General features: G+C 73.0%; 19 protein-coding genes. 12 read left to right on the top strand and 7 right to left on the bottom strand.

The window, feature by feature from the left end; translation table 11 throughout:
* Positions 1-14 precede the first annotated feature (14 nt).
* On the top strand, positions 15-782 hold the full coding sequence (locus tag AB0B14_RS08285; protein ID WP_357069067.1) for a polyprenol monophosphomannose synthase: 768 nt from the start codon (positions 15-17) through the stop codon (positions 780-782).
* 171 nt (positions 783-953) lie between these two features.
* Here the strand turns inward: AB0B14_RS08285 and AB0B14_RS08280 are convergent, their stop codons facing one another.
* Complete coding sequence (locus AB0B14_RS08280) at positions 954-2,561, bottom strand: NAD(P)/FAD-dependent oxidoreductase (protein WP_357069065.1); 1,608 nt, start codon at positions 2,559-2,561, stop codon at positions 954-956.
* 72 nt (positions 2,562-2,633) lie between these two features.
* On the opposite strand from AB0B14_RS08280, the gene AB0B14_RS08275 reads away from it, so the two are divergent.
* Positions 2,634-4,067: an aldehyde dehydrogenase family protein gene (locus AB0B14_RS08275; RefSeq protein WP_357521986.1), complete on the top strand. Its 1,434-nt coding sequence runs from the start codon at positions 2,634-2,636 to the stop codon at positions 4,065-4,067.
* 70 nt (positions 4,068-4,137) lie between these two features.
* Here AB0B14_RS08275 and AB0B14_RS08270 read toward each other — a convergent pair whose 3' ends face one another.
* Entirely contained in the window at positions 4,138-4,539 is a 402-nt protein-coding gene (locus AB0B14_RS08270) for a ChaB family protein (protein ID WP_357069061.1), read from the bottom strand.
* A gap of 178 nt (positions 4,540-4,717) precedes the next feature.
* Between AB0B14_RS08270 and AB0B14_RS08265 the strand changes: the two genes are divergently transcribed.
* From AB0B14_RS08265 to AB0B14_RS08250, 4 genes are all read left to right on the top strand, one after another.
* Positions 4,718-5,704 carry a YihY/virulence factor BrkB family protein gene (locus AB0B14_RS08265; protein ID WP_357069059.1) on the top strand — a complete coding sequence of 329 codons (987 nt, stop codon included), beginning with the start codon at positions 4,718-4,720 and terminating at the stop codon, positions 5,702-5,704.
* Between the two features lie 101 nt (positions 5,705-5,805).
* Entirely contained in the window at positions 5,806-6,222 is a 417-nt protein-coding gene (locus AB0B14_RS08260) for a DUF2795 domain-containing protein (RefSeq protein ID WP_357069057.1), read from the top strand.
* 53 nt (positions 6,223-6,275) lie between these two features.
* Entirely contained in the window at positions 6,276-6,737 is a 462-nt protein-coding gene (locus tag AB0B14_RS08255) for an SRPBCC family protein (protein WP_357069055.1), read from the top strand.
* Positions 6,738-6,840: 103 nt separating this feature from the next.
* Positions 6,841-7,101, top strand: a complete 261-nt coding sequence (locus AB0B14_RS08250; protein ID WP_357069053.1) for a hypothetical protein — start codon at positions 6,841-6,843, stop codon at positions 7,099-7,101.
* Here AB0B14_RS08250 and AB0B14_RS08245 read toward each other — a convergent pair.
* Positions 7,059-8,456, bottom strand: coding sequence for an MFS transporter (locus AB0B14_RS08245; RefSeq protein ID WP_357521984.1), 1,398 nt, complete (start codon positions 8,454-8,456; stop codon positions 7,059-7,061). The genes AB0B14_RS08250 and AB0B14_RS08245 overlap by 43 nt on opposite strands.
* A 158-nt stretch (positions 8,457-8,614) precedes the next feature.
* Here AB0B14_RS08245 and AB0B14_RS08240 point away from each other — a divergent pair, with 158 nt between their 5' ends.
* Positions 8,615-8,824: a hypothetical protein gene (locus tag AB0B14_RS08240; protein WP_357069049.1), complete on the top strand. Its 210-nt coding sequence runs from the start codon at positions 8,615-8,617 to the stop codon at positions 8,822-8,824.
* On the opposite strand, the gene AB0B14_RS08235 is transcribed toward AB0B14_RS08240, so the two are convergent.
* Positions 8,821-9,270, bottom strand: a complete 450-nt coding sequence (locus AB0B14_RS08235; RefSeq protein ID WP_357069047.1) for a hypothetical protein — start codon at positions 9,268-9,270, stop codon at positions 8,821-8,823. The two genes, AB0B14_RS08240 and AB0B14_RS08235, sit on opposite strands and share 4 nt — an antisense overlap.
* Positions 9,271-9,432: 162 nt before the next feature.
* On the opposite strand from AB0B14_RS08235, the gene AB0B14_RS08230 reads away from it, so the two are divergent.
* Positions 9,433-9,786: a DUF6401 family natural product biosynthesis protein gene (locus AB0B14_RS08230; protein WP_357069045.1), complete on the top strand. Its 354-nt coding sequence runs from the start codon at positions 9,433-9,435 to the stop codon at positions 9,784-9,786.
* Between the two features lie 72 nt (positions 9,787-9,858).
* Here AB0B14_RS08230 and AB0B14_RS08225 read toward each other — a convergent pair whose 3' ends face one another.
* Positions 9,859-10,671, bottom strand: a complete 813-nt coding sequence (locus AB0B14_RS08225; protein WP_357069043.1) for a hypothetical protein — start codon at positions 10,669-10,671, stop codon at positions 9,859-9,861.
* A gap of 198 nt (positions 10,672-10,869) precedes the next feature.
* On the opposite strand from AB0B14_RS08225, the gene AB0B14_RS08220 reads away from it, so the two are divergent.
* From AB0B14_RS08220 to AB0B14_RS08210, 3 genes are all read left to right on the top strand, one after another.
* Positions 10,870-13,008 (top strand): SpoIIE family protein phosphatase, encoded by a 2,139-nt coding sequence (locus AB0B14_RS08220; protein ID WP_357069041.1) that lies wholly within the window; start codon positions 10,870-10,872, stop codon positions 13,006-13,008.
* Positions 13,009-13,034: 26 nt separating this feature from the next.
* Complete coding sequence (locus tag AB0B14_RS08215) at positions 13,035-13,712, top strand: HAD family hydrolase (RefSeq protein WP_357069038.1); 678 nt, start codon at positions 13,035-13,037, stop codon at positions 13,710-13,712.
* Positions 13,713-13,818: 106 nt separating this feature from the next.
* Entirely contained in the window at positions 13,819-15,114 is a 1,296-nt protein-coding gene (locus AB0B14_RS08210; protein WP_357069036.1) for a cation:proton antiporter, read from the top strand.
* Between the two features lie 109 nt (positions 15,115-15,223).
* On the opposite strand, the gene AB0B14_RS08205 is transcribed toward AB0B14_RS08210, so the two are convergent.
* Positions 15,224-16,183 (bottom strand): FAD-dependent oxidoreductase, encoded by a 960-nt coding sequence (locus AB0B14_RS08205; RefSeq protein ID WP_357521982.1) that lies wholly within the window; start codon positions 16,181-16,183, stop codon positions 15,224-15,226.
* 79 nt (positions 16,184-16,262) lie between these two features.
* On the opposite strand from AB0B14_RS08205, the gene AB0B14_RS08200 reads away from it, so the two are divergent.
* Complete coding sequence (locus AB0B14_RS08200) at positions 16,263-16,487, top strand: DUF3072 domain-containing protein (protein ID WP_357069032.1); 225 nt, start codon at positions 16,263-16,265, stop codon at positions 16,485-16,487.
* 98 nt (positions 16,488-16,585) lie between these two features.
* On the opposite strand, the gene AB0B14_RS08195 is transcribed toward AB0B14_RS08200, so the two are convergent.
* Positions 16,586-17,086, bottom strand: a complete 501-nt coding sequence (locus AB0B14_RS08195) for a metallophosphoesterase (RefSeq protein ID WP_357521980.1) — start codon at positions 17,084-17,086, stop codon at positions 16,586-16,588.
* Positions 17,087-17,148: the final 62 nt, after the last annotated feature.

Raw genomic sequence — 17,148 nt, 5'->3', positions numbered from 1 at the left:
CCGAGGATGTCCGCATGATCGTGCCTGTGCAGCTGCCGTCGCCGTGGCGGGACGCACGCCTGACCGTCGTCGTGCCCACCTACAACGAAGCGGGCAACCTGCCCACGCTTGTGGAGCGGCTGCTCGCCCTGCCACTGCCCGGCCTGCGCATCCTCGTCGCCGACGACAACTCCCCCGACGGCACCGGTGACGTGGCCGACAAGCTGGCCATCGAACATCCGGACCGGGTGGAGGTCGTGCACCGGGCCGGCAAGGAGGGCCTCGGTCGGGCGTACGTCGACGGGATGACCCGGGCGATCGAGGGCGGCGCCGAGTACGTGGCGCAGATGGACGCGGACCTGTCGCACCCGCCGGAGGCGCTGCCGGGGATGCTGGGCGCGCTGCTGTCCACCCAGGCGAGCGTGGTGATCGGTTCCCGCTACGTGCCCGGTGGTGAGCTGGACGAGAACTGGCCGCTGTACCGTCGGGCCCTCAGCGGCTGGGCGAACCTCTACGTGCACACCCTGCTGCGGGTACGCATCCGGGACCTGACCGCCGGCTTCAAGATCTGGCGGGGCGACGCGCTGCGCGACATCGGTCTGAACCGGGTGCAGTCCAACGGCTACAGCTTCCAGGTGGAGATGCACTACCTCGCCACCAAGCTCGGGCACACCATCCTGGAGGTGCCGATCCGCTTCGAGGAGCGCCGCGACGGCATCTCCAAGATGACCACCGCGACCAAGGTCGAGAGCGCCCTGATGCCCTTCCGCCTCCGCAGCAAACACCGCAACATAACCCGCTAACACCCCCGCTGACCCCCTCCCCTCCCCTCCCCTCCCCACCCCCACCCCCCACCCGTCCGTTGATCATGGGGTTATAGCCACTCGCATCGGCGTGTCGCCGCTATAACCTCATGATCAACGGGACTCGGCGGGGGGTGGGGGGCAGGGGTGGGGGTGGGGGGTGGGGGTGGGTTAGGTGGGGTAGATGGTTTTGTGGGCCTTGGCTATGGCTGCGGCGTAGGCGGGGCCGGTGAGGGCACGGTCGCGGGCCAGCGCCGCGCGGGCCGCGTTCGCGCCCGGTGCGCCGTGCACCCCGCCGCCGGGGTGCGCCGAGGCGCTGGCCAGGAAGAGCCGGTCCACCGGGGTGTCCGCCCGGCCCAGGCCGGGAATCGGGCGCAGGAAGAGCTGCTGGTACGCGGCGGCGGTTCCGCCGCCCAGCGCACCGCCGACCAGGCTCGGGTTGTCGCTCTCCAGGTCGGCGGGCCCGGCCACGTGTCGGCCGACGACACGTTGCCGGAACCCCGGGGCCGCCGCCTCCAGCACCTCCTCCATCCGCTGCACGTGCCCGGCGACGTCCTCGGCGCGCCAGTCCCGGCGAAACGGCAGGTGGGTGTACGCCCAGAGCGACTCGGTGCCCGGCGGAGAGTGGCTGGGTTCGGCCACCGACATCTGCCCGACCAGCAGGAACGGGTCGCGGGGCAGCTCGCCACGGGCCAACTCGCCCGCGTAGTAGGTCAACCCGTCGAGGTCCGCGCCGAGGTGCACGGTGCCGGCGCCGGCCAGCTCCCGGTTGGTCCAGGGCACCGGCGCGGAGAGTGCCCAGTCCACCTTCAGCGTCGACCCGTCCCACCGGAAGTGCGCCAGGTCCTCCACCAGCCGTGACGGCAGGGCCGCCGCGCCGACCAGGTCGAGGAACAGCGCTGGCGCGGGCACGTCGGCGAGCACGGCCCGGCGGGCCCGCCAGAGCGAGCCGCCCTGCGTGCGTACCCCCATCGCCCGGCCCCGGGCGGTGAGCACCCGGTCGACGCGGGCGCCGTAGAGGATCGTCCCCCCACGTTCCTGTAGCCGGGCCACCAGCGCGTTGGTGATCTGCTGCGCGCCGCCCTCGGGCACCGGCCAGCCGATCTGTTGGCCGAGCATGGCCAGCAGCCAGCCGTACACCCCGGAGCCGGCCTCCTCCGGGGACAGGTCGGTGTGCAGGGCGCAGCCGGCCAGCAGGGCCGGCCCGCCGGCGCCGTCGAAGAGTTCGTCGCCGAGCTTGCGGACCGGCACCACCAGGCGTCGCGCCAGTCGCAACGCGCCGGCGACACGCAGCCGACGCAGCAGACCCAACCCGCCGCGGACCGGCGGGAACGGCGAGGTGATGGCCGTCAGCATCGGCTCGGCCACCTCGACCCAGTCGGTGTACGCGTTGAGCCAGCGCTTGCCGTCGCCGGGCGCGAACTGCTCCAGCGAGGCGGCGGTGACGTCCGGATCCCGGTTGATCACCGCGGCCCGGCCGTCCGGCAGCAGGTGCGCCAACACGTCCGGCGCGTGCCGCCAGGACAGGCCGTGCCGACCCAGGTCGAGGTCGCGCAGCACCGGTGAGGCGTACCCGAGGGGGTAGAACGAGCTGTACAGGTCGCTCAGGTAGCCGGGCGCGGTCACCTCGGCGGAGCGGATCGCGCCGCCGGGCACCGCTGTCGCCTCCAGCACCACCACCTCCCAGCCGGCGTCCGCCAGCAGGTTGGCCGCCACGAGACCGTTGTGACCGGCCCCGACGATGACGGCGTCCACGCTCGGCGCGGCGGTGGTAGTCATCCGATCCGCCTACCCGGGGCGCGACCGGGCGAAACGCGTTTGCCGCGCCGAGGCCGGGGCATCCAGCGCCGCATGTACACGGTTGCGCAGTTGGTGGGCGGGGTGTGGGGCGCGGGCGGCGACGGCGGCGAACTTGTCGTGCGTGATCCGGCGGACGACACGCCGGTCAGCACGGTGCCGGTGGCCACCGCCGACGAGGTCGGCAAGGCGACGCAGGCGGCCCGCAACGCGGCGGCTCAGTGGGCGGCGACCGCCCCGGCCGAGCGGGCCGCGGCGCTGCATCGAGCCGCGGACGCGGTGGCGGAGGCCGTCGAGGAGTTGGCCGCGGCGGTCACCGCCGAGATGGGCAAGCCGTTGGCGGACGCCCGCGGCGGCGTCGAGGCGGGCGTCGGCACCCTTCGACAGTACGCGGAGCTGGCCCCGCTGCGCGGTGGGCGCACGCTGAACGGCGCGGCGGACGCGCTGGACTTCCTGACCCCCCAGCCGCGCGGTGTGGTGGCCGCGATCACGCCCTGGAACGACCCGGTGGCGATCTCCTGTGGGCTGCTCGGCGCCGCCCTGGTGACCGGCAACGTGGTGCTCTACAAGCCGAGCGAGCGGACCCCCGCGACCGGTTGGCTGCTGACCCGGGCCCTGGACCAGGCGTTGCCGGCCGGCGTGTTGTCGCTGCTCACTGGTGGTGGTGCGGTCGGTGCGGCGCTGGCCGCCCAGGACGTCGACGTGGTGGCGCACGTGGGATCCACGGCGACCGGGCGGGCCATCGCCGCCGCCGCGGCCCGCACCGGGGCGAAGGTGCTGCTGGAGAACGGGGGCAGTGACCCGATGATCGTGGACGCGGGCGTCGATCCGGAGTGGGCGGCCGGGCAGGCCGCGCTCGGCGCGTTCGCCAACGCGGGGCAGATCTGCGTGGCGGTGGAGCGGATCTACGTACACCGGGAGGTGGCCGACGACTTCGTGGCCGCGCTGGTGCGGCGCGCCGACGCCCTGCGGGTCGGGTCGGGCCGGGCACCGGACACCGACCTGGGCCCGTTGGTCGACCGGCGGCACCGCGATCAGGTGCACGGGCAGGTGGCGTCGGCGGTGGCGGCCGGCGCACGGGTACGGACCGGCGGCGAGGTGCCGGACGGGCCGGGTGCGTTCTACCCGGCCACGGTGGTCACCGACTGCCGGCACGACATGCCGTTGGTGCGGGAGGAGACGTTCGGGCCGGTCGCCCCGGTGGTGGTCGTCGACTCGTTCGACGAGGCGCTGCGCTGCGCCGCGGACTCCCCGTACGGACTGGCCGCCACCGTGTTGACCTCGTCGATGAGCCACGCGCAGCGGGCCTGGCGGGAGCTGCCGGTGGGCACCGTGAAGGTCAACGCGGTGTTCGGCGGGGCGCCGGGGGGTGCCGCGCACCCGCGCCGGGCCAGTGGCCAGGGCTTCGGGTACGGCCCGGAGTTGCTGGACGAGTTCACCGCCACGAAGGCGGTGCACATCGAGGCGCCGGGCGGCGGTCACTGGTGAACAGCACGGGCGGACGCAGGGGTGGCGCGTCCGCCCGTACCGCGTCGGTGGTGCTCCTCGGTGGCGGCGGTCAGTCGCCGCGAGCCTTGCGGGTGGCCCGGTCGTTGGCCTTCTCGATCGCCTTGACCAGGTCCGGTTTGGTCATGCTGGACCGACCGGGAACGTCGAGTTTGCGGGCCACCGACATGAGGTGGTCCTTGGTGGCGTTGGCGTCCACGCCACCGGCGGTGGGTGCGCGCCGTTCCGGCCCGCCGCCGGCGGCCTGCTGATCGCTGGGGCCCTTGCGGCCCTTCGGCTCCCAGTGGTCGCCCACCTTCTCGAACTGGTGCTTCACCGCGGCGAAGGCGGTGCGGTGCGACCGCTCCCCCTCGCCGTAGGTCTCCACCGCCGAGTCGTGTGTCTTCTCCCAGGTGCGCTGCGCCTTCTCCGGGGAGCGTCGCAGCGTGCTGGGCAGGTCCTCGCGCCCGGGCATCTCGTCCTCCTCCGTGTCGACTGGGGTCACCCTGCCCGTTCCCCGGTGACGCGGCGGCAAACCGTAGCGGTACGGGTACGGCGACGAGCGGGTTTGTCGATTTCGTGATCCGGGTACCGGCCGCCGCAGGCCCGACCGGACGACCGGTCATCCGGTGGCCGGGACGCAGGGAGCGGGCATGACGACCACGGAGCCCGACACGACGCGTGACGGCGGATCCGGCACCCCCGTGCCCCGGCGGATGCGGCAGTTGAGCTGGCGGACCTGGCGTGGGGTGCTGGTGCGCAGTGTGCAGAACTTCGTCAACGACAACTGCTCCGACTGGGCCGCGGCGCTCACCTACTACGGGGTCCTGGCGCTCTTTCCGTCCGCCATCGTGGTGGTGGCCCTGGTCGGTCTGGTCTCCGACGGTGAGCGGACCCTGGACACGGTGGTCGACCTGGCCAACCAGGTGGGTGCCGGGTCGGTGGTGACCGGCGACGACGGCGGCGTGGTCGGGGTGATCCGCACCGTGGTGCTCGACCAGAGCAACCCCAAGCTGCTGCTGAGCTTCGGCCTGCTCGGTGCGCTGTGGTCCGCGTCGGGTTTCATCGGCGCGTTCACCCGGGCCTCGAACTCCATCTACGGGGTGACCGAGGGCCGGCCGGTCTGGAAGTTGCGGCCCATCCAGATCGTCCTGGCCGCGGTGACGCTGGTGCTGCTCGCGGTGGTCGCCCTCGCGCTCATCGTCAGCGGTCCGGTCACCGACGCGGTCGGCGAGCTGATCAACGCCGGTGGCCTGGCCCGCACGGTGTGGAGTGTGGCGAAGTGGCCGGTGCTCGCCATGGTCATGATGGTGCTGCTGTCGCTGCTGTTCTGGATCGCGCCGAACGTGCGTCAACCCCGCTTCCGTTGGCTCACCCCCGGCGGCGCGGTGGCCCTGGTGTCCTGGACGGCGGTCTCCTTCGGCTTCGGCTTCTACGTGGCCACCTTCGCCTCGTACGGGACGACCTACGGCAGCCTGGGCGCGGCGATCGCGTTCCTGGTCTGGCTCTACCTGTCCAACTCGGCGCTGATGCTGGGCGTCCAGATCAACGCCGAGGTGCAGCGCGGACGTCAGTTGCAGGCCGGCGACCCCGACCCGGAGGATCCGGTGCTGCCGCCACGCAAGCCTGCGACCTCCTGACCGACGGTTCCCGACCGGATGTCCGGTGCCGAGCCCGACCGAGGGCCGGTTCGTGGCCGGGTGCCGGTTTAGCGGGCGGGGTGCCGGGTAGCGCAGAAGGCATGGAGCGTGGCAACAGCAAGCACGGACCCAGGATCGACGAACAGATGAGTCAGGAGGTCAGCGGCCTCGTGCAGGGGCCGGGGACCGGTGGCTCCCGGGTCGACGAGTCGCGGGTGCCGGAGCCGGCTGGCGAGGACCAGCCGGAGACGACCACCGCGCCGGCCGGCGACCTGCGCACCGGCACCCCGCAGGGGATGAGCTCCACGGACGTCGAGCAGCGCAGCCGGCTGGGCCGGTTCATCTCGATGAGCGCGCTGCCGGGCGACCGGCTGGTGCTCATCGCCAGCGCCCGCGAGAACGAGGCGCCGGACGACATCGTGGCGTCGCTGGAACGACTGCCCGAGGGCACCCTCTACCAGACGGTTTCCGAGGTGTGGGCCGCGCTCGGCAACAAGAACGAGACAACTCGCTGGTGAGCGGGATCGCCCCCGATCCGACAACCACCAGCGACTGAAGGAGGTTCTTTCCGATGAGTGGCGTTACCGAACACGTCGAGGTTTCCGTACCCGTGCGCACCGCGTACGACCAGTGGACGCAGTTCGAGGAGTTCCCCGAGTTCATGGAGGGCGTGTCGGAGGTCAAGCAGCTCTCCGACACGATGACCCACTGGACTGTGGACATCGCCGGGGTGAAGCGTGAGTTCGACGCCGAGATCACCGAACAGCTCCCCGACGAGCGGGTCGCCTGGCGCTCGACCGACGGCACCCAGCAGGCCGGCGTGGTGACCTTCCACCGGCTCGACGCGGACAAGACGCGGGTCACCCTGCAGCTCGAGTTCGAGCCGCACGGGGTGGTCGAGCAGGCCGGCGACAAGCTCGGCATCGTCGACCGGCGGGCCAAGGGCGACCTGGAGCGGTTCAAGACCTACATCGAGCGGCGCGGTCAGGAGACCGGTGCCTGGCGCGGCTCGGTGGACCGTCCGCAGCCGTGAGGATGAGCAGTGACACCGATGGCCGCCAGAGTCCTGGCGGCCATCGCCGTGTCCGAGCCTCGTCGCCCGTTTGCGATCATCGCGCCCGGGTACCGCTGAAGACATGACCGACGACAACATCAGGGTGTGGCGGGACGAGGAACGGCTTCCGTTGGAAGAGCTGGAACAGGCGGTGTCCGGCTCCAGCCTCGACGGGCAGGCCGACGACGTGACGGCCAACGACGCCGGCGAGGAAGCCGCGTTCGGGCACGGGCCGGCCGCCTCGGACCGCGACGGAGAGGCCCGGGGCACGGCCCGGGAGGCGACCGACCCGCAGCGCGCCTACCGCCCCTCCACCACCGGCCGGACCGGGCCGGACGTCTGATCCTCCCCGCCGGGCTGAGCCGGCACCGTTGGCACCGGCCGCCCGGCGGTGGGTCGACGGGCACCCCACTCGTACAGCGCGATCAACGCCAGCGCGAGCACCAGCAGGGCCGCGCCCAGCACCTGCACCGACGTGTGGCCGATCAGCACACCGAGCCCACCCGGGACGAGCGCCGCACCGATGCCGGAGGCACCGATCTGCAACCCGATGGCCCGGTCCGCGTGCGCCGCGCCGACCCGGTCGGCGGTGGTGAGGGTGAGCAGTGGGAACACCGGCGCGGCGGCGAAACCCACCACGACCAGGCCGAGCACCGCCAGCGCGGCCGGCCCGGGTACGGCGATCAGCGCCGCACCCACGGCCATCCCGACCAGGCTGGCGCGCAGCACCTGCGTGGCACCCAGGCGCTCGGCCACCACGCCCTGCACCACCCGACCCACGAAGAGACTCCCCCAGTACGCGGAGACGCAGCCGCCGGCCACCGCCGCGCTCACGCCGCGCCCCTCGGTCAGCAGCAGGAACGCCCACAGGCCGGCGGACACCTCGATGGCGACGTACAGCGCGAAGGCGAGCGTCCCGGACCACACCGCCGGCAGCCGCAGTGTCGCCCCGACCGGCAACCGCACGGCCGCAGAGGTCCCGGCAGCAGCGGCCGCGGCGTCCTTGGCGGGATTTGTCCCGACAGCGGCGGCACCGGCGGGCGCCGTGCCGCTGGCGGCGGCCCCGGTGGGCGCCGTGGCGGCGGCGTCCGCGGGCAGCGTCCTGCCGACGGCGGCCCCGGTCGGCGCCGGCTCGCGGTGCCAGGCCCGCATGGTGAGCACGAACGCCACGGCCAGGGCGAGCTGGGCGGCGGCCACGATGCCGTAACCCCAGCGCCAGGCCATCCCGGCACTGAGCACCCCCGTCATGATCAGCGGACCGATCGCCACGCCCAGGCCGAAGAAGGCGTGCAACCAGTTCATGTGGCGCGGCCCGAACGCCCCGGCGGCGTACGCGTTGAGCCCGGAGTCGACCGCGCCGGACCCGAGCCCGAGCAGCAGCGCACAGCCCACCAGCACGGCCAGCACCGGGCTCAGCGAATAGCCGGTCAGCGCCAGGCTGGCCAGCACGGTGCTGCCGGCGAGCAGCGCGCCCACGCCGATGCGGGCCAGCGTGAACCCGGCCACGACGCTGGAGGTCAGATAGCCGACGGTGCCCGCGGTGAGCACCAGACCCACCGCCTCGGTCGGTACGTCGAAGTCACTTCGCGTGGAGGGCCAGGCGACACCGAGCAGGCCGTCGGGCAGGCCGAGGCTGACGAACGCGAGATAGGCCAGCAGGAGCAGCGAGGCGCGGGGGCGCACGGGCGTGGTGGACACGAGACACCATCCTGCCGCAGGGGCACCCTAATGCCGTAGGCCACCTATCGCGCGTGGCGCGAAGAAGTCGTGTCCGGACGGTCGAGAAAACGGACAGCTCATCCAGAATCGGCCGATCGGAGGACGGCAAGCGGGCTTGTTCGCGTAAGAATTTCGGGATGCATCAAGGCTCCGGAATCCTCTCGACGCGTCAGCGCCGGCTCGCCTGGCTCGGCTTCCTGCTCGCCGCCCTCCAGGCGCCCGTGTCCGCCCGGCTGGTCGCCGACGAGTCGTGGCTGTTCAGCCTCTGCGTCGCACTGATGGTGGCGACCGTGATCATCGCCGACGACGCGGCCCGGCGTCGCCCGGCCGACGCGACAAGCGACTAACCCTCGCCGCCCGGTCGGGCCTCGTGGCCCGGCCGGCCCCGGCTGCGGCGGCGTTCCTTCATCTCCGCCTCGTAGAGGTGGCGTCGCCCGCCCACCAACTCGTCGCGGGCCTGCTGGTCCAGCTCCCGAAACAGCGCATGGTAGCCGTCGTCGAAGTCCTCGACGAGCTGGAACGTCCACCGCCCGGCGATGACGTTGCGACCCACCAACTCCGTGTCGATCCGGTCGGCGAGGCGCGAATGCCCGGCGGCGCGCAACTGCTGCACGGCGTCGCCGAGCGTGAGGTCGGCGTGCCCGATCAGCTGGTGCATCGAGTACAGGTGCCCCCGGGCCCGCTCCACGCACTCCAGCGCCTCGCTGAGCTTGCCGAGCGCGTCGACCGTCGCGTCGCTCACCCCGGGCGGTCGCCGGTGCCGCTCGTCCGGTCCGTCCGGCTGCTGTCCCATCGCCTGCCTCCGTGCCGTGTGCCGCGAAACGCTCGTGGTTCTCCTGCTGCCCCGTCTGTGGCGGATCAACCCTCGCGGTCAGCACCTGTCGCCAGTGGCGCAGCCGACATCCGCCGAGTGGCCGACGGCGACACCGTCACCTGTCGGTTAGCCTCGGTCACCATGCGTGTGCCGTTCAACCGGGTCGCCTCCCGTACCGCCGTCGACTCGGCGCGGTCCACCCTGGCTGCCCTCACCGTGTCCCTCGGCACCGTCGGGCTCGCGGCCGCCGCCGCGCGACCGGGGCTGTTGGCCCTCGTCGACCAGCACGCGGCCGCCGTGCGGGACAGCCTCGACGGTGACCGTCAGCCGTTGACCGCCGCGACACTCGCCGGCTACGCCGAGGGAGTCCGGGCCGCCGCCCTGGAGCACGGGTGGGCTGCACCGGACGGGCCGGTGGACTGGAGTCGCCCGGAGTGGCTGCTCACCCGACTGCTCGCGGTCTGCGCGCTGGCCCGCTCGCTCGACCGGGCCTGACACGCGCGGGGAGGGCGCCCCGCGCACCGATGCGCGGACCACCCTCCCCACCTGCCGTGCCGTTGCGCCTCGTTAGGCGCGGTACTGCGGAGCTTCCTCGTCCACCCGAGGCATCGCCTGGGTACGATCGCCGCCGCGGTCGGCCATCTGCCGCTCCACGTCGCTCCGCCCGGCCGCGTTGGCCTGACGCTGCTGCTGCACCGCCCGAGCTTCCCGGGCGGCCCGGTCCAGCCAGCCGTCCCAGCGGTTCTGCATCGGCTTCACGAGACCGCCACCGACGCCGACGATCAGGATGCCGGCCACCGTGGCGAGCACCGCGATCAGCACCGGGGTCGTCACCGTGGTGGCGATACCCACCTGGTTCAGTGCGGCGATCACACCGAGCGCGATGACGAAGATCGCCGCCAGGTCGGCAAGCACCTTGCCGTACGAGAGCCCGCCCAGCGCCCCGGTGACCAGATCCCGGACGGCGTTGGCGATCGCGGCCGCCACCACCACGATGATGATCGCGACGAACGCACGCGGCAGCCAGGACACCACCCCGCTGATCAGGTCACTGATCGCGTTGGGCCCCCAGACTCCGAACGCGAACTGCAGCGTGAACAGCAGTACGGCGTAGTACGCCAGTCTGGCCAGAATGTCGGAGGCGTCGTACTTCGTTCTCTCCAGGGCCCGTTTGATACCGCCACGTTCGACCGCCTGGTCGAAGTGCACCCGTTCCAGCACCGTATCCACGATCTTGAGGACGGCTCTGGCGATGAGCCAGCCGACCACCAGGATGACGATGAAGGCCACTGCCTTCGGGATGAAGAGCAGCACCGACCTCCAGGTGTCGGCGATGGCATCGCCGATGTCGGCCTGCCGGACCGCGAGGGTCTTCAGCATGATGTCCCTCCTGTCGCATGGACTGCGCCGGGCGCATACCCGGCTACCGGTCGGGCAGTCCGCGCAACGCGCCGCGTTTTTCCCGGCCGGCCGACGATCAGGGGCCCGGACCTGCCCAAATGGGCATCGCGGCGATGACGGCGACGGGCCACGGCCATGATCGGATGCCTTTTTCGGTGGGCCGACTAGGCTGCGAACATGCCAGGAACGGTCGGGCGAGTCCCCACGCCAGCAACTCCGGCCCCGGGTGCGTCCACCGGCCCCGGTGCGGCCGCTGCCGTGCTCGCCCACGACTGGGCCGGCACCCCGCTGGGCCCACCGGAAAGTTGGGACGTGGCGGTCCGGGCCGTGATCGAGCTGATCCTCGCCTCGCCGATGCCGATGGCCCTGGCGTACGGCGACGACCTGGTTCTGCTCTACAACGCCGGCTACGCCGAGCTGCTGGGCACCAAGCACCCGCGCGCCCTCGGCCGCCCGGCCGCCGAGGTGTTCGCCGAGATCTGGGCGCTGCCCGGCGTCGGTCAGGTGTTCGAGCGCACCTACCGGCAGGGGGTGCCGTTCCTGGAGAAGGAGTCGACCCTGCCGTTGGTGCGTGGGCACTCCGCCACGGTGGAGCAGGCGGTCTTCACCCGGGGCTACTCACCGGTGCGGGACAGCACCGGCACGATCGTCGGCATGTTGACGGTCGCGGCCGAGACCACCCACGTCACCGAGCAGTTGCAGAGCCTCAGTGAGGTGGCCGCGGCGCTGGCCGGCACGCTCACCCTCGACGACGTGGCCCGGGTGGCGCTGCGGTACGCGATCACCACGTTCGACCCGGACCAGGCCTCGTTCGCGGTCGACGAGGGGGGCGGTGGTTGGCGCATGGTGCGCCGGGTCCGCGGCGAGTTGCTGGACGAGGCCGACGAGCGGCTTCCCCCGCTGTGGCGGCGCGCTCCGGCGGACTGGTCGGCCCCGGTGGTGCAGGCGGCCGGCTCCGGCCGCCCGTCCTTCGTCCGTGACGGGCAGCCGCTGCGCGAGATCGCGGTGGACCGCCACGACCAGAAGATCCGCTCGATGGCGGCCCTGCCCCTGGGCACCTCGGTGGTGCGCGGCGGGCTGGCGGTCGGCTACCAGGTGTCGCACACCTGGTCGCCTGCCGAGCGGGCGCTGCTGGCCGCCTCGGCCGAGCTGATCGGCCAGGCCGCGGAGCGGGCCCGCCGGTTCGAGACCCAGCACGGCACCGCCCAGTTGTTGCAACGCAGCATGTTGCCGGAGCACCTGCCGGACCTGCCCCGGTTGCGGGTCGCGGCCCGCTACGACCCGGGGGTGGACGGCAACGCCGCCGGCGGTGACTTCTACGACGCGTTCCTCCTGCCCGGCGGCGCGCTCGGCGTGGTGCTGGGCGACGTCGCGGGCCATGACGTGCAGGCCGCCGCGCGGATGGGCCAGGTCCGGGCCGCGCTGCGCGCGCTGGCACTTGCCGACCCGGCACCCGACGCGGTGCTGGCCGGGTTGGACCGGCTGGTGACCAGCCTGGGCGCGGAGGCCAGCACCCACGAGCTCTTCGTCACCGTGGCGTTCGGGGTCATCGACGCGGAGCGTCGAGAGCTGACCCTGGCCAGCGCCGGTCACCCCGCGCCGCTGATCCGCCGCGGCGACCCGGAGGGCCGCTCCTTCGCCGAGTACGTCGACGTGCCGGCCGGCCCTCCGCTGGGCCTGGGCGGCCGGCCGGGCACCGTCACTGTCGCGTTCCGCCCCGGTGACACCCTGCTGCTGTTCAGCGACGGGGTGGTGGAGCGTCGGCGGCAAAGCCTCACCGCCGGGCTGGCCACCCTTGGCGACGCCGTCGCCAAGGCCGGCAGTGGCGACCCCCGCGCGCTGTGCGCCGTGGCCACCGCGGCGGTGCCGGGCAGCACCGAGGACGACGTGGCGGTGCTGGCGGTCGAACACGCGCTCAAGCCGAGCCGCTCGGCGAGCATGGAGGTGCCCGCCGAACCCACCGCACCCAGCCGGGTTCGGCACTGGATGACCGGCCAGCTCACCGAGTGGCAGGTGGCCGAGTCGGTGATCGGGGCGGCGGTGCTGTGCACGAGCGAACTGACCACCAACGCGTTGCTGCACGCCGGCACCGCCGCCCGGGTGGAGATCGATCTCAGCCCCGAACGACTCCTGGTCTCGGTCGCCGATTCCGGTACCCGAGGCACCGTGACCCGGACCCGCACCGACACGTTGAGCAGTCGGGGGCGCGGCCTCGGCCTGATCGAGGAGCTCAGCGACGCCTGGGGCACCGACCCGTCGGTCCGCGGCTCCACGGTCTGGTTCGAGATTCTCACGCCACCGGCCGCGCATCCCTGAGACGCCCGAGGGGTAGGAGGACGCCCATGCGTACCGACGAGCCCTCCGGAGTCCTCTTCGACGTCGACGGCACCCTGGTCGACACCACCTACCTGCACACGGTGAGCTGGTGGGAGGCGCTGCGCCAGACCGACCAGCCGGTGCCCATGGCGACGGTGCACCGGTCGATCGGGATGGGTTCGGACAAGCTCCTCGACCACCTGCTCGGCCCCGAGCGGGACCGGGACGCCGATCCGAAGCTGCGCGACGCGCACGACACCCTGTACGCCGAGTACTGGGAACGACTCACGCCGCTGCCCCGGGCCGCCGACCTGCTGCGCGCCTGCGCCGAGCGCGGGCTGCGGGTGGTGCTCGCCACCTCCGCCTCCGGACCGGAGGTGGACGCGTTGCGCCGGGCGCTGGCCGCCGACGACGTGATCGACACGGTCACCTCCTCCGAGGACGCCCAGCAGAGCAAGCCCGCGCCGGACATCCTGGTCGCCGCGCTGGAGCAGTCCGGGTTGACCGCCGAGCGGGTGGTCTTCGTCGGTGACTCGGTGTGGGACGTCGTCGCGGCTGGCAAGCTGAGCATTCCGTGCGTGGGCGTGACCTGTGGCGGCACCAGCCGCGGTGAGCTTGCCGGCGCGGGCGCGGTGGCGGTGTACGACGACCCGGCCGCACTGCTGGGCGAGTTGGCCGACTCGCCGTTGACTCGACCCAGATGAGGTTCACTCCGGTTCACCGGCCTGCGCGCGCATAGCCGGGGCCTCGCCGGGGCATGGTCTGTCACCACCTGCCCGCGCCCCGCGGGTGCGGCGGAAAGGTGGTGCCGTGGAGCCGGTAGACGTGGCGTTCGCGCTGGTGGGCCTGGGCGCTCTGCTCGCGGGCATCCTGCCCCGGTTGCTGGAGCAGCGCCCGCTGTCCATGCCGATCGCCTTCCTCGCCCTCGGCATGCTGGTGTTCCTGCTGCCGGTCGGGCTGCCGACACCCGACCCGCTGGCCCACCCGGAGCTGACCACCCACCTCACCGAGATCGGCGTCATCGTCGCGCTGATGGGCGCCGGGCTCAAGATCGACCGACCGTTGAGTTGGCGGCGGTGGTCGTCCACCTGGCGGCTGCTGGCGATCGCCATGCCACTGTGCATCGCGGCGGTGGCCCTGCTCGGCTGGTGGTGGGCGGGGCTGGTGCCGGCCGCCGCACTGTTGTTGGGCGCCGCGCTGGCCCCGACCGATCCGGTGCTCGCCGCCGACGTTCAGGTCGGCGAGCCGACCGACGTGGAGGACTCCGAGGACGAGGTCCGCTTCGCGTTGACCTCGGAAGCCGGCCTCAACGACGGGCTGGCGTTCCCGTTCGTCTACGCCGCCATCGCCATCGCCTCGACAAGCCTCGCCCCGGGCGACTGGCTGGCCGAGTGGTTCACCGTGGACGTGCTCTGGAAGGTGGGCGTCGGGGTCGGCGGCGGGCTGCTGATCGGCTGGTTGCTCGGCAAGTTGTTCTTCCGCGCGCCCAGTGAGCTGCGGCTGGCCCGGCACGCCGAGGGCTTCCTGGCGCTGGCCGCCACCTTCCTGGCGTACGGGTTGGTGGAGGTGGTCGGCGGGTACGGCTTCCTGGCGGTGTTCGTGGCCGCGCGGGCCATCCGGGCCGCCGAGCGGACCCACGAGTTCCACTCGGTGCTGCACGACTTCGCCGAACAGGTCGAACGGTTGCTCACCCTGGTGCTGTTGCTGCTGCTCGGCGGCGCGATCGTGGGTGGCCTGCTGGCCCCGCTGACCTGGCCCGCGGTCGCCGTCGGGCTGGCCCTGGTGTTCCTGATCCGGCCGCTGTTCGGCTGGTTGTCGCTGCGGGGCGCGCCCGGCCGGCCGGCCGAGCACTGGGTCATCTCGTTGTTCGGCATCCGCGGTGTCGGCTCGTTCTACTACCTCGCGTACGCCACCACGAAGGCCGACTTCCCGCAGGCCGAGTTGCTCTGGGCGACCGTCGGGCTGGTGGTGCTCGTGTCCGTGGTGGTGCACGGCATCACGGCAACGCCGGTCATGCAACTGCTCGACCGGGAGGGCGAACGCACCTCCGACCCAGCCGAGCGGGACCCCGACGCCCGGCCGGTAGCCGCCGCCGGCCACGCCTGAACGAGCAGGTCAACGGCCACCTGAACGCACGCCGACCGCGCCGATCGCAACGGCCAGGACGGCCGCCCGAACCCACCGGCCGGCAGGCCGGCCCTGCCAGGCGGGCGGGTCAGGCCAGGCGGGCGGCGATGGCGCGGCCCAGGTCCCGACCGGAGCGCCAGGCGCTCTGCACCCGGGGTTTGCCGAACGCGTCACCGGCCAGGCCGATCCCGTCGGCATCCAGGTGGTGGGTGTCAGCGGTGGGACCGCCGGTCGGCTTCGCGTACGTCCAGCGGTGCACACGCACGTCGAGGGCCTGCGCCGGCAACCCCAACAGGTCCCGGACGGCCTGCTCGACGGCCGGACCAGCACCGCTGGGCTGGGCCAGGTGCCCGGCGGCGAACTCCGGCGTGGTGTGCGCGACGAGCACCGGAGCGCCGTCACCGCGCCGGTCGCCGTCGTCGCAGACGAGGTTGACGACCGGGTGGCCGTTGACGAACGCGCCCCGGAAGTCCGGCCAGCGCCGGGTCGGGAAGCGCAGCACCACGGCCAGGGACGGTGACCAGCGTTGTGCCTGCACGACCCGGGTGGCGTCGGTGAGCGCCGGGTCGAGCAGCAGGGCGGCCTGCGGGCCGGGCATGGCCAGCGCGACCGCCGCACAGGCCTCGCCGTCCACGGACGGTCCGGCGTCCACGCTCAGCACCAGCCGGTCGACGGTCACGGGCACCGCGCTGGCCAGGTGTTCGACTAGTGAGCGCAGCCCGCGCGGGGCGGCGAAGCGCATCGGGCCGGGCACGTCGTGTCGCCCGTCCTCGTCGTACGCCTGGAAGGTGTCGGTCCATTCCCGGACCAGGCCGGCGGCGCGCCACTGCTCGACGACGGCGACGAAGTCCGGGTCGGTGGCGGTGAAGTACGCGGCACCGATGTCCGCGGGCCGGCCGTCGAAGCGTTTGCTGGCCATCCGGCCGCCGCAGACGTGCCCGCGCTCCCGGACCTGCACCGGCACCCCGGCCCGCGTCAACTCCACCGCACAGGCCACCCCGGCGATGCCCGCCCCGACCACCACCACCTTCGACCGGTCCACGTCCATTCGGTGATCGTAGGTGGCGGCGAGCGGACAGGCATGAACCCTGGAGATCAGGGTACTGGCACACCTGTTCGAAGAGAGGATGACGACGATGACTGACCGCGCCAACGAGCAGGCCGACCAGCATGCCGCGATCAAGGACCCGGACGAGTGGGTCACCGGCGACGAACCGCCCACCGCGGCGCAGGAGTCCTATCTGGGCACCCTGGCCCGGGAGGCCAACGCGGAGTTACCCAGCAACCTGACCAAGGCCGAGGCGTCCAAGCGCATCGACGAGCTACAAGCCGAAACCGGCCGAGGCCAGTAACCCTGCCCCATCCCGCCGCGCCCACCCCGCGCCGCGCCCCACCCCCACCCGCCCACGCGGGCGGGGCGCGGCGCGGGGTGGGGCCGGCGGCCCGACCGTCAGGGGCGGGGCAGGCGGCGCAGCGTGACCTTGGTCAGGCGACCTGCGTCGATCTCGGCGGTCAGGTAGGTGGCGTACGGCTGGGAGCGGCGGTCGGTGGGTGAGCCGGGGTTGAGCAAACGCAGCCCGCCGGGCGCCCCGGTGTCCCACGGGATGTGCGAGTGCCCGAAGACCAGCAGGTCGACGTCGGGAAAACGGGCCGCGCAGCGCTGCTCACGACCGGTCCGTGGCCCGGTCTCGTGCACCACGGCGACCCGCAGGCCGTCGAGGTCCACCCGGGCCACCTCCGGCAGCCGGGCGCGCAGGGCCGGGCCGTCGTTGTTGCCGTACACGCCGACGAGTCGGCGCGAACGCGCGCTCATCGCGTCGAGCAGCGACTCGTCGACCCAGTCGCCGGCGTGCACCACCACGTCCGACTCGTCGATGGCCGCCCAGAGCGGCCCGGGCAGGTCGCGGGCCCGCTTGGGTACGTGGGTGTCCGCCGTGACCAGCAACCGCATCCCGCCATTCTTCCCGGCCCGCGGCTGCCCCGTGCGCGCGGCCCGCCGCCACTACCGAACCG

Source organism: Micromonospora sp. NPDC049171 (assembly GCF_040648275.1).
Taxonomy (GTDB): domain Bacteria; phylum Actinomycetota; class Actinomycetes; order Mycobacteriales; family Micromonosporaceae; genus Micromonospora.
The sequence above is the reverse complement of the archived record's forward strand: the minus strand, read 5'-3'. Positions and strand labels throughout refer to the sequence as shown.

What these genes read in the sequence shown, in the direction of transcription:
- AB0B14_RS08235 (WP_357069047.1), bottom strand. Translation starts at nt 9,270, where the DNA reads ATGGGACAGCAGCCGGACGGACCGGACGAGCGGCACCGGCGACCGCCC.
- AB0B14_RS08250 (WP_357069053.1), top strand. Translation starts at nt 6,841, where the DNA reads ATGACCGACGACAACATCAGGGTGTGGCGGGACGAGGAACGGCTTCCG.
- AB0B14_RS08215 (WP_357069038.1), top strand. Translation starts at nt 13,035, where the DNA reads ATGCGTACCGACGAGCCCTCCGGAGTCCTCTTCGACGTCGACGGCACC.
- AB0B14_RS08275 (WP_357521986.1), top strand. Translation starts at nt 2,634, where the DNA reads ATGTACACGGTTGCGCAGTTGGTGGGCGGGGTGTGGGGCGCGGGCGGC.
- AB0B14_RS08220 (WP_357069041.1), top strand. Translation starts at nt 10,870, where the DNA reads ATGCCAGGAACGGTCGGGCGAGTCCCCACGCCAGCAACTCCGGCCCCG.
- AB0B14_RS08225 (WP_357069043.1), bottom strand. Translation starts at nt 10,671, where the DNA reads ATGCTGAAGACCCTCGCGGTCCGGCAGGCCGACATCGGCGATGCCATC.
- AB0B14_RS08260 (WP_357069057.1), top strand. Translation starts at nt 5,806, where the DNA reads ATGGAGCGTGGCAACAGCAAGCACGGACCCAGGATCGACGAACAGATG.
- AB0B14_RS08205 (WP_357521982.1), bottom strand. Translation starts at nt 16,183, where the DNA reads ATGGACGTGGACCGGTCGAAGGTGGTGGTGGTCGGGGCGGGCATCGCC.
- AB0B14_RS08200 (WP_357069032.1), top strand. Translation starts at nt 16,263, where the DNA reads ATGACGACGATGACTGACCGCGCCAACGAGCAGGCCGACCAGCATGCC.
- AB0B14_RS08195 (WP_357521980.1), bottom strand. Translation starts at nt 17,086, where the DNA reads ATGCGGTTGCTGGTCACGGCGGACACCCACGTACCCAAGCGGGCCCGC.
- AB0B14_RS08255 (WP_357069055.1), top strand. Translation starts at nt 6,276, where the DNA reads ATGAGTGGCGTTACCGAACACGTCGAGGTTTCCGTACCCGTGCGCACC.
- AB0B14_RS08285 (WP_357069067.1), top strand. Translation starts at nt 15, where the DNA reads ATGATCGTGCCTGTGCAGCTGCCGTCGCCGTGGCGGGACGCACGCCTG.
- AB0B14_RS08240 (WP_357069049.1), top strand. Translation starts at nt 8,615, where the DNA reads ATGCATCAAGGCTCCGGAATCCTCTCGACGCGTCAGCGCCGGCTCGCC.
- AB0B14_RS08280 (WP_357069065.1), bottom strand. Translation starts at nt 2,561, where the DNA reads ATGACTACCACCGCCGCGCCGAGCGTGGACGCCGTCATCGTCGGGGCC.
- AB0B14_RS08230 (WP_357069045.1), top strand. Translation starts at nt 9,433, where the DNA reads ATGCGTGTGCCGTTCAACCGGGTCGCCTCCCGTACCGCCGTCGACTCG.
- AB0B14_RS08265 (WP_357069059.1), top strand. Translation starts at nt 4,718, where the DNA reads ATGACGACCACGGAGCCCGACACGACGCGTGACGGCGGATCCGGCACC.
- AB0B14_RS08270 (WP_357069061.1), bottom strand. Translation starts at nt 4,539, where the DNA reads ATGCCCGGGCGCGAGGACCTGCCCAGCACGCTGCGACGCTCCCCGGAG.